Source organism: Kitasatospora indigofera, from assembly GCF_014655955.1.
In the GTDB taxonomy this organism is placed as follows: Bacteria; Actinomycetota; Actinomycetes; order Streptomycetales; family Streptomycetaceae; genus Kitasatospora; species Kitasatospora indigofera.
On record NZ_BNBO01000103.1, the window covers coordinates 643 to 10,218 of the forward strand.

General features: G+C 71.3%; 10 protein-coding genes and 1 pseudogene. 3 read left to right on the top strand and 8 right to left on the bottom strand.

Annotated elements, in window-relative coordinates:
• Positions 1 to 564, bottom strand: a pseudogene (locus IE329_RS39210) (histone protein); the annotation flags it as partial.
• A gap of 935 nt (positions 565 to 1,499) precedes the next feature.
• On the opposite strand from IE329_RS39210, the gene IE329_RS39215 reads away from it, so the two are divergent.
• Positions 1,500 to 1,715 (top strand): hypothetical protein, encoded by a 216-nt coding sequence (locus IE329_RS39215; RefSeq protein WP_190215847.1) that lies wholly within the window; start codon positions 1,500 to 1,502, stop codon positions 1,713 to 1,715.
• A 47-nt stretch (positions 1,716 to 1,762) separates the two neighbouring features.
• Positions 1,763 to 1,936 (top strand): hypothetical protein, encoded by a 174-nt coding sequence (locus tag IE329_RS39220; protein WP_190215848.1) that lies wholly within the window; start codon positions 1,763 to 1,765, stop codon positions 1,934 to 1,936.
• Between the two features lie 410 nt (positions 1,937 to 2,346).
• Here IE329_RS39220 and IE329_RS39225 read toward each other — a convergent pair whose 3' ends face one another.
• The 6 genes from IE329_RS39225 to IE329_RS39250 form a co-directional block, all read right to left on the bottom strand.
• Entirely contained in the window at positions 2,347 to 2,751 is a 405-nt protein-coding gene (locus tag IE329_RS39225) for a hypothetical protein (protein WP_229928143.1), read from the bottom strand.
• A gap of 190 nt (positions 2,752 to 2,941) precedes the next feature.
• A complete protein-coding gene (locus IE329_RS39230) occupies positions 2,942 to 4,102 on the bottom strand; it encodes a glutathione-independent formaldehyde dehydrogenase (RefSeq protein WP_190215850.1) in 1,161 nt (386 codons plus the stop codon).
• 1,023 nt (positions 4,103 to 5,125) lie between these two features.
• Positions 5,126 to 5,338: a hypothetical protein gene (locus IE329_RS39235; protein WP_190215851.1), complete on the bottom strand. Its 213-nt coding sequence runs from the start codon at positions 5,336 to 5,338 to the stop codon at positions 5,126 to 5,128.
• 433 nt (positions 5,339 to 5,771) lie between these two features.
• Positions 5,772 to 6,590 carry a dimethylargininase gene (gene ddaH, locus IE329_RS39240; RefSeq protein WP_190215852.1) on the bottom strand — a complete coding sequence of 273 codons (819 nt, stop codon included), beginning with the start codon at positions 6,588 to 6,590 and terminating at the stop codon, positions 5,772 to 5,774.
• Between the two features lie 177 nt (positions 6,591 to 6,767).
• Positions 6,768 to 7,217, bottom strand: coding sequence for an SRPBCC family protein (locus IE329_RS39245; RefSeq protein WP_190215853.1), 450 nt, complete (start codon positions 7,215 to 7,217; stop codon positions 6,768 to 6,770).
• 328 nt (positions 7,218 to 7,545) lie between these two features.
• Positions 7,546 to 8,436: an SDR family oxidoreductase gene (locus IE329_RS39250; RefSeq protein WP_190215854.1), complete on the bottom strand. Its 891-nt coding sequence runs from the start codon at positions 8,434 to 8,436 to the stop codon at positions 7,546 to 7,548.
• 230 nt (positions 8,437 to 8,666) lie between these two features.
• On the opposite strand from IE329_RS39250, the gene IE329_RS39255 reads away from it, so the two are divergent.
• Positions 8,667 to 9,143 carry a hemerythrin domain-containing protein gene (locus tag IE329_RS39255; RefSeq protein ID WP_190215855.1) on the top strand — a complete coding sequence of 159 codons (477 nt, stop codon included), beginning with the start codon at positions 8,667 to 8,669 and terminating at the stop codon, positions 9,141 to 9,143.
• Positions 9,144 to 9,400: 257 nt separating this feature from the next.
• On the opposite strand, the gene IE329_RS39260 is transcribed toward IE329_RS39255, so the two are convergent.
• The gene (locus IE329_RS39260; protein ID WP_268257392.1) at positions 9,401 to 9,565 is read right to left on the bottom strand and encodes a hypothetical protein; all 165 of its coding nucleotides are present in this window, start codon (positions 9,563 to 9,565) and stop codon (positions 9,401 to 9,403) included.
• Positions 9,566 to 9,576 lie beyond the last annotated feature (11 nt).

Sequence of the window (9,576 nt, forward strand, 5' to 3'; positions counted from 1 at the left end):
CTCCTCCGGCTCTTCTTCCTCCGGCTCTTCTTCCTCGGGCTCTTCTTCCTCGGGCTCTTCCTCTTCGGGCTCCTCCTCCGACTCCTCCTCGCCCTCCAGCTCCTCCTCTTCAGGCTCCTCCTCCGACTCTTCTTCCTCGGGCTCCTCCTCGTCTTCGAACTCGTCCTCGGGCTCCTCCTCGCCCTCCTCCTCTTCCTCCAGCTCCTCCTCTTCGGGCTCCTCCTCGCCCTCCGGCTCGTCCTCGTCCTTCGGCTTGCCGATGTTCAGAGTGCGCTCGCGCAGGGAGTCCGCGAGCTCGCCGACTCGTCGGTTCGCCGCAGCGACCAAAGCCTTCTTGCCCGTCTCCAGGAGCTCCCCCTTGACCTGCTCGCTGAGCTCCGCGACCTGGGGCACCTCACCCAGCTTTCGGAGCCCCTCTGTGGCGAGCTGCCGCGGGTCGAGCCCAAACCGCCGCCCGGCGATGTACGTCGCGGCGGCGAAGGCGAGCCGCCCCTTCTTCAGGCGTCCAAGTACGTATCCGCCGGCGGCCGCAGCCGCCAGAGCAACCTTGGTGGTGTTGTTCATGACGTCATCCCTTCGCCCCGTGCCCCTTCCGGGTCAGGCACCTCGTCGAGGGGCACACACGGCACGCGGGCCCACGCCCCCGAGAGCGGACACGCAGGCACCCTCCCGCCCCGAAACCAAGGCTCCCGGCGAGCATCGGGCGATCGCAATACGCCGCCCCCCAGGCCCTCCACCTCGACGTAACACGTCATGATGCCCCGTCACCACCCGCACCCGATCGGCCACGGTACAGTTCCGCACAAGCAGGCAGCCTCGGCACTCGACGGTGCCACACGCCGTAATTCCAGTCTGGCCAGTCGCCCCGGTGAACGCACCCCGGGCACGGGGAGCGTGCAGAACGCCGTCGCGCCCACATGTCCGGAGACCAGTGCGCCGCGCAGTCCTGCCGCTCAGCGACGTCTGCGCGCGGCTCGGTCCGGACCTCCCTCGGACAGAACGACCTCGCCCACGACGGCTACAGAACCTCGCCGAGTACTGCCCGGTGTCCAGCACGGGCGCCGGTGCGATCGACGCGCCGCAGGGGGCTGCCGGCGATGCGACCCGCGACGCCGGCCTCCCGGGCAAGAGGCTCGACGCCGCCGCGTTTCCCGGGTGCGGCCGCAGGATCAGGCCGCGCCGCACCCGTCGCCGCCCCTACCGGAGGGCCCCAGGGTCGGATGAATGGGGCGGGACCGATCAACCCGGCCCGCCCCCGGGTTGGGCGGCAAGCAGTCTTGGAGCGGGCCTGGGCGGGATCCGTGGCGTGTACACCCTTCCCTGTCCCGCTCCTGGGCTGGTCCCGTGAACAGCGACAACGTTGCCGCAGATGACAACCTCGCGGTGCCCGCCGGCAGGCGCACGGATGTGTGAGGTCCTACCGCCTGGGCAGCCGCGACATAGGACGATCAACGCCCCGGGAAGACCGGTGCGAACGCAGAAGAGGGGAGCACGACACCATGGGCGATCAGATGAAGAACACCTCGGTGAGCGGCGAGGGCGACGTCGAAGAGGCGGTCGGCTCTGCCGGCGAGCGCATCCGGCGCGCACTGGAGAGCGAGGACGCGGGCCGGGTGGCGGGGCCGGGCGCCAAGTCGGGAGACCGCGCAAAGGGCCGCCCCGACGGGCAGGAGTCCAAGGACGAGCCGCCGGCCGCCGACGCGGTGGCACCCTGAACAGCCACGCCGACCACCGGCCTCCCTGACGTGAGGACTGGAGTCCCATGAACACCGAGCACGACCCGAAGCACGAACCCCACCCCGCCTCCGAGGAGGGTGAGGACAGCGAAGGACAGAACTTGGGCGAGCAGCAGGGGGACGCCACCACGGCGGATCCGACGCCAGCCCGCCACGTGGGCCCCGACGACCGGCCGGACGCCGAGGAACCGAGCCGCTGACGCGGAATGCATGCATACGTTTAGGGGAGGGCCTGCCGGCCGTCTCCTGGATAGGCGACCCCATCGTCCGTCCGGCCGCGAGGTGGACGGACGCGCTGCACCGCTGCCTTCCTCCAGGCTAGGAGCCGTCCCGGCGGGGCGCTGCCTGGGCGGGCGACCGGTGCGTCGGGGGTGGGTCCCCGGCCTCGGGGTCTTCTCGCTCTCCAGGGCCGCTGGCCCGGACGGGCCGTCGGCCCACCGGAACCGCGGCCGAACCGAGGGAACTCGGGTGGGACCGCTGTCACCCGCCCTCTCGGGGCTCGGTACCTCTCGGTACCTTGTGTCCACTCCAGGCTGCCGCACCCCTGGAGCAAGGCGGTGCGCCGCGATTGCCCCGCAGCGCCGGGCGGGGCCGATCCGGCCTCCGGTGGTCAGTGGGTCTCGCGGCGCTGCTTCATCTCGGCCTCGGCGATGTGGTCCCGCCCGTCAGCCAGAGCCTGGCGCACCGAGCGTTCCACCTCGGTGAACCGGCGGTGGTATCCCTCGTCGTAGGCCTCCACCACCTGGAACGTCCACATCCCCGGCAGCACGTCGGCGCCCTGCAGGCCGCGTTCCACCAGGTCGGCCTGCCTGGCGTGCCCGGCCGCCCGCAGCGCCCGGACCGCCTCACCCACCAGCCTGTCCGCGCCGCCCGTCAGCTGATGGAAGTCGTACAAGCGCCCCCGCGCCCGCTGCGTCATCTCCAGCGCCTGCGACAGCAGGCTCAACGCCTCCACCGTCGCGTCGTCCACCCCGGCCGGACGGATGTGCCGCGGGGAGTTCTCGTCCTCGGTCACCAAGTCGCTCCTTTCGCACCTCTCGGTCCAGTGCACCGTCGTGTTCCCACCCACGCCCGCCGCGGCCCGCCGCGGGCTGCCAAGCGGTCCGTTCGGACCGGCCCGCGACGACGAAACAGGGCGCCCCGCCATCGGTTCTGCGGGACGGATGTGTCCGGCCGCGGCCACACCCGTCGCCTTCCAGGCGATCTCAGCCGTGGCCGTCGGGGTGGAGAGCGACCTTGATCCAGCCCTCGTCGCGGGCGTCGAAGTGCTCGTACGCCTCCGGCGCCTGGTCGAGGCCCAGCTCGTGGGAGACGACAAAGCTCGGCTCGGCCCTCCCGGCGGCGATCAGATCCCGCAGCGCCCGGTTGTAGCGTTTCACCGGCGCCTGGCCGGTGCCCATCCGCTGGCCCTTGAACCACATCATGCCGAAGTCGATCGGGATCTTCCCCTTCGCCTCCAGCTCACCCTGGGCCTCGGCGCCTCCGGGGTCCTCGGGCAGGAAAACCCCGACCACACCGATGTCACCGCAAAAACGCACCGCTTCGATCAAGCCGTTCAAGGTCAGGCTGGCGTCCTCCTGGCCCTGCGGATCGTGGGCCTGGTAGCCGACGCACTCGCAGCCGTTGTCGGCGCCCAGCCCCAAGGTGGCGTCCTTCACGACTTCGGCGACGTCCTGCTCGGCCGTGTCGATCGCGATGGCGCCGAGGTCCTCGGCCACCTGCAGCCGGTCGCGCCGGTGGTCGGCCACCCAGACCCGGCCGGCGCCCCTGATGATCGCGGAGTAGACGGCCATCAGTCCGACGGGGCCCGCTCCGTAGACGAGGGTCTGGTCGCCGGGTTTGACGTTCGCCATCTCGGTGGCGTGGTAGCCGGTGGGGAAGATGTCGGCGAGCATCACGTAGTCCAACTGGCGTTCGGCCGCGTCCTCGCCAAGGCGCAGGGCGTTGAAGTCGCCGTACGGGACGCGCAGGAGCTCGGCCTGCCCGCCCTGGTAGGGGCCCATCTCGGCGAAGCCGTAGGCAGCGCCGGCCATGGCAGGCTTGGGCTGCATGGTCAGGCAGTAGCTCGTCAGGCCACGCTCGCACTGCTTGCAAAAGCCGCAGGCGATGTTGAACGGCATGACCACCCAGTCGCCCACCGCGACCTTGCTGACCGCGGGCCCGACTTCGACCACCTGCCCCAGGTTCTCGTGCCCAAGGGTGCGACCCGTCTCGAAGGACGAGCGGCCCTCGTACATGTGCAGGTCCGATCCGCAGATGTTGGTGGTGGTGATCTTCACCAGGATGTCGCAGGGGTGCTCGATCCTCGCGTCCGGCACGTCCTTGACCGTGACCGTCCGAGGTCCGTCGTATATCGCTGCCTTCACGGGAGCATCCTCACCGCCGTCCGGCGCCTCGCCCACCTCTGCTTGCGTCAGGGACGACTGGTCGATGGCGGAGCGCCGGCCGCCGGGTCGGGCGATCCGGCTGCCGGGGCCCCTCGAATGGTTGCGTTCGCCGGGCGGTCATGGAGGCCGTCGGCACGCCGGCCGCCAAGGGGAGGGCCTCTGCTCGGGGCAGCGAGCGCCCGGCGTTGGGCTCCTACCCGAAGTTGTCGAGCTGTCCCGCCCGGGGAGGCAAAGCCTGGCCCGCGAACACCCGGGCCGGCCTGCGTCCGGGACGCGGGGAGCGATCGGCCGCGCCCGGGCCCGCACACCGGCACCGCTACCCTGCTCCGAGCACGAGCACGGCGGGTCGGACTCGCCGCATGGGAGGAGCACCGGCGCCTGCGGCGCCCTCCCGTCAGGGCTCAACTGGGCGAACAGCAGGGGCGACGTCACCACGGCCGACCCGACGCCAGCCCGGGGGCCCCGACGGCCGGCCGGACGCCGGCGAACCGAGCCGCTGACGCCACCACTGCGCCCTTCCTCCCGGCGCCGGCGAACGTCTCACCGGCACCGGCCGGGCAGAGCCGGCGCAGTATCCACTGGGGAGGACCGACAGCGGGATCATGCAGTAGGACAGCCAGCCCAGCAAACCCACACCACACCCCCCCGGGCAGCCCGATCCCGGCTAGCCAGGCATCCGCGCAGCGAAGCAGAGCGTCACCGGGCCGTAGGCACCGGATCCGGCACCGTTCTGCGGATGCCCCGACGAGGGACGGCGGCACCCGCAGAACGGGATGAGTGTGCGCCGTGCTTGGGCGTACACCACTCCAACGACCCGCTGCACCTGCGGTCACGGACGACGCCGATCCGAGCAGTGAAAGTGTCACTCTCAGCCATCGGCTGCGCTTGTTCACCCTCCGGTAGCAGCACAGGCCCACAGGAGCAGGCGTGCCGGTATCGGGGTCGATGGCGCGCAGGGCGCTTTCGGTGGTGGCCTCCTCCGCCCACGACAGGGCCCACCGGTCAGCTCCTGGCCGGGGGGAAGCGTTCCCACACGCGATGGGAGACGAGGAGGCCGGTGAGGGCGGCGACGAGTTCGCCGGCGTCGTCACCGGCGATCACGCCCGCAGCGGCGGGGTCGGCGCCGGCGAGAACGGCCTCCGCGCCGGGCAGGACGGCGATCGGCTTGGCGTGCCGGTAGGCCCCGCCGGCGAGCAGGGCGACGCGGGAGTCCACCTGGGCGCCGCGACGGCCGACCCCGAACCGAGGCGCGACGGTGAGAGGGCTTCGCGGGTCCGTGACCTGCGTCGGAATACGGCACCGCTCCAGCGGCAGGCGAACGGCCCGGCCTCGGCTGCGCCTGGCCCTGCCCGGTCGCCTGCCCCCGCCGCCCTCCGCCACACCCTCACCGGGCGCGGGCGATGCGCACCGTGCAGCAACGTGCTGCGTGCGGTGGGAGACGCGAGGCTGTGGTGCGCGATCCACACCCGGGGCGCCCGCGGGCGCGGGTTCCTTCCCAGCGTCGGCCCGGAGCAGATACTGCGCGCGAGGGCACGTCCGTCCGGCGCACACCCGGCCCCGGCGGGCTGTGCGCCCCCGTGCAGGACGCAAAACACGGCGGCTGCCGGGGCGCGACCGAAGGCCACCTCCCGAAGCGACGACCGGGAGGTCACAGCTGCAGGGTGCAGCATTTCGGTCCGCCGCCGGCTTTGGCGAGTTCGGAGACGTCCAGGGCGATGGGCTCGTAGCCCTCGGCCGCCAGGCGTCCGGCGAGGGAGGTGGCCGGTGTGGGCAGCAGGACGTGTCGGCCGTCGCTGATGGCGTTGAGACCGAAGCGGACCGCGTCGTGTTCCTCGACGCGCAGGGCGTGGGGGAAGAGGCTGTGGAGCCGGCGCCGGCTGGCCGGGGAGAAGGCGCCGGGCCAGTACATGATCTGTTCGTCGTCCAGGACGGCGAGGGCGGTGTCGAGGTGGTAGAAGCGCGGGTCGATCAGCGTCAGGCCGACCACCGGCCGACCGAGGTGGCCGGTGGTCTCGGCGTGGGAGGAGGCGGCCGTGCGGAACCCGTGCCCGGCCAGGAGCATGCCCGCGACCGCCAGGTGGTCCCCCTCCCCCTCGTTCCAGCGCTCCGCGCACCTCACCTCGTAGCCCCGGTCACGGAACCACTTCTCGTAGGCACCGGACTCAGGCGCCCGCTGCGGATGGCGGAACCTCGCGACCAAGGCCTTGCCGTCCAGGACGATGGCCCCGTTGGCCGCGAACACCATGTCCGGCAGCCCCGGCACCGGATCGATCAGATCAACCGCGTGCCCGAGCCGGAGCAACACCCCGCGCAGCGCCTCCCACTGCCCGACCGCCAGCATCGGGTCCACCGGCCGAGCCGGGTCCATCCACGGATTGATCGCGTACTCCACCGCGAAGTACGTCGGACGGCACATCAGAAAGCGGCGCACCGATGCGACGCGAACCGGAACAACCGTGCTTCCCATCCGGACTCTGCTCCCTCCACCGTGTCACCGGGCCTGCGTCCGCACTGCGCGACTGCGGGACGGAGCGCGTCCCGGAAAGAGGGCGATGTCGGCGGCATCAGGCGGTCAGCTGCGCCTGCGCGCGGGTGCGGCGCAGCGAGAACCCCCGCCGCGCGTGGCGGCGGGGGTCGGCGGTGGTCAGAGCCGGCCTCGGTAGCCGCCGCTCTCGGTGCCGCGTTCCTCGATGAAGTGCTTGAACCGCTTGAGGTCGCCCTTCACCTGGCGGTCCAGCACGCCCATCATGTCGGCGGCCTTCTCGGCCATCCCGCCGGGCTGGAAGTCCATCTCCATCATGACCCGGGTGTGGGTGGCGTCGATCGGCTCGAAGCGCACCATGCCGGTCTGCTTGACGTCCCCGCTCGTGGTGCGCCAGGCGACGTGGTCGTCGGGGACCTGGTCGACGATCTCGGTGTCGAACTCCCGGGACACGCCGGCGATCTTCGTCTTCCAGTGGTTGTGCCGGGCGTCGAGCTGCGTGATCTCCTCGACGCCGTCCATGAACTTGGGGAAGTCCTCGAACTGCGTCCACTGGTTGTACGCGGTGCCGATCGGCACATCCACATCGATCGATTCCTGCACCTTGCTCATCGTTCAACTCACCTTCGAATCGCTTCATCGGCCGGACGAGCGCCTGCCCCGGCCTTCGGCCGGTATGCCCGGCCCTTACCGATTTCGCCCCATCCGGCGGCCGTCGGCAACCAGCGGCGCCCATCCGGGCACACGGCACCGGGCCTCGGAAGCTCGGCGCTGGGGTCCGGGCCTAAGCCGGGCAGATGTGGGCGCAGTAGTGGGGCCGCAGTAGCCGGCGTAGGAGTTCCGGTAGACCGTCGCGGCCACGTCCTTGGGGAGTCCACCTGAGTATCCCGCCGCCGCTCGAACGGTGCGGTAGACCTGGCCGGTCGGGCAGCGATGGGATTCATGGCAGGGGTGTGCCGCCGGTGGCGTTGACGATTTCCCCGGTGATGTAGGAGGCCTCGGGGGACGCGAGGAAGACGTAGGCGGGGGCCATCTCGGCAGGCTGGGCGGGGCGGCCCATCGGGGACTGCTCGCCGAAGTGTGCGACCTTCTGCTCGTCCATGGTGGCGGGGATCAGGGGGGTCCATACCGGCCCGGGTGCGACTGCGTTGACGCGGATCCCGTCGGGGGCGAGCTGCACGGCCAGGCCCTGGGTGAACGCGACGATCCCGGCCTTCGTCATCGCATAGTCGAGCAGGTGCGGGCTGGGCTTGTATGCCTGGACCGAGGCGGTGTTGATCACCGACGCGCCCTCACGCAGGTGCGGCAGAGCGGCCCGGGTGAGCCAGAACATGCCGTACAGGTTGGTCTTCATGACGCGGTCGAACTGGTCCGTGCTGATCGCCGCCAGACCGTCCGGCTGGGACATCTGGTAGGCGGCGTTGTTGACCAGGATGTCCAGAGCGCCCAGCTCCCGCAGGCACCGCTGGACGAGGTCCGCGCAGAAGCCCTCCTCGCGGACGTCTCCGGCCACCGCCAGGGCCCGCCGCCCGGACTCCTCGACCAGGCGCATCGTCTCCTCGGCGTCGGCCTGCTCGGCGGCCAGGTGGCAGAACGCGACGTCCGCACCCTCCCGGGCGAAGGCCAGCGCCACTGCACGACCGATTCCCGAATCGCCGCCCGTGACCAGAGCGACCCGGCCCGCGAGGCGGCCGGACCCGCGATAGGTGCCCTCGCCGTGGTCGGGCGCCGGCTCCATCGCCTCGCTGCTGCCTGGGTGCTGCTGGGACTGCGCTGGCAGCGGCGGACCGGGCCGGCGGTGCGCCGGTGCCGGATGGGACTGATCGCTCATCACAGTGTTCGGCCTTTCCGGGAACGGGAGCAGGGAGGCCCAGGGCGTCTGCCCGACTGCGCCCGGCTCACCCGCCCCACTGATGATGGTGCGTCCGGGTATGGGCGGCCCGCGCAGTGGACTGCTGTAGCCGGGTGACCCGGCGGTCAGGCCACCGCTGGACGCCCTGATGCGGGGTAGGCGAGGCCCGCAGACGGCTCAACTCCCCATTGCGACGACGGAGGACCCGAATGGACGCGATTGTGCTGCTCAAGGACGACCACCAGACGGTGGAGAAGCTGTTCAAGGCGTTCGAGAAGGCCGGGGAGCAGGCCTACGCCGAGAAGCGGAAGATCGCCGATCAGGTGATCGAGGAACTCACTGTCCACGCCGTCATCGAGGAGGAGGTCTTCTACCCGGCCGCCCGCGGGGCCGCCCCCGACACCAAGGACCACGTCCTGGAGAGCGTCGAGGAGCACCACGTCGTGGTGTGGATGCTGTCCGAGCTGGCCGGCATGGATCCGAAGGACGAACGGTTCGACGCGAAGATGATCGTCCTGATGGAAAACGTGCGCCACCACGTCGCGGAGGAGGAGAAGGACTGGTTCCCCGAGGTCCGTAAGGCCATGGGTCGCAACCGCCTGGTCGAACTCGGGGAGCAGCTGGTGGAGGCGAAGAAGACTGCCACGCGTAACCCCCTGGAGGTCCCGAGCGCCACCAAGGCCTGAGAGCAGCCCGCTGACGGCCTGAGCCGCTCGTCCTGGCCGTCGGCGGCGGGACTACGGGGGTTTTTGAGGGGCAGGGCTCTGGTGTCGGCGAGCACGCCGAGGGCGCCCTCAGGTACTGACCACCCCCAAGCACCACGCGGGCCCCGGCCGAATCCCACGGTCGGGGCCCGCGGTCTGCTTCCGCCGCCGCGCCGACGTCTCACCGTGTGCGCCTACACCGGCTGGTAGGCGCACACGGGTTTGACAGTGGTTCAGGTTCAGCTCACGGCCGGAGGGAAGCGTTCCCACACGCGGTGGGAGGCGAGGAGCCCGGTGAGGGCGGCGACGAGTTCGTCGGCGTCGTCACCGGCGATCACGCCCGGGGCGGCGGGGTCGGCTGACGCGGCGGCGAGAACGGCCTCGGCGCCGGGCAGGACGGCGATCGGCTTGGCGT

Excerpts from the sequence above, each read along its gene's own strand:
- IE329_RS39215 (WP_190215847.1), top strand. The coding sequence starts at position 1,500 with ATGGGCGATCAGATGAAGAACACCTCGGTGAGCGGCGAGGGCGACGTC.
- IE329_RS39220 (WP_190215848.1), top strand. The coding sequence starts at position 1,763 with ATGAACACCGAGCACGACCCGAAGCACGAACCCCACCCCGCCTCCGAG.
- ddaH (WP_190215852.1), bottom strand. The coding sequence starts at position 6,590 with ATGGGAAGCACGGTTGTTCCGGTTCGCGTCGCATCGGTGCGCCGCTTT.
- IE329_RS39245 (WP_190215853.1), bottom strand. The coding sequence starts at position 7,217 with ATGAGCAAGGTGCAGGAATCGATCGATGTGGATGTGCCGATCGGCACC.
- IE329_RS39250 (WP_190215854.1), bottom strand. The coding sequence starts at position 8,436 with ATGAGCGATCAGTCCCATCCGGCACCGGCGCACCGCCGGCCCGGTCCG.
- IE329_RS39255 (WP_190215855.1), top strand. The coding sequence starts at position 8,667 with ATGGACGCGATTGTGCTGCTCAAGGACGACCACCAGACGGTGGAGAAG.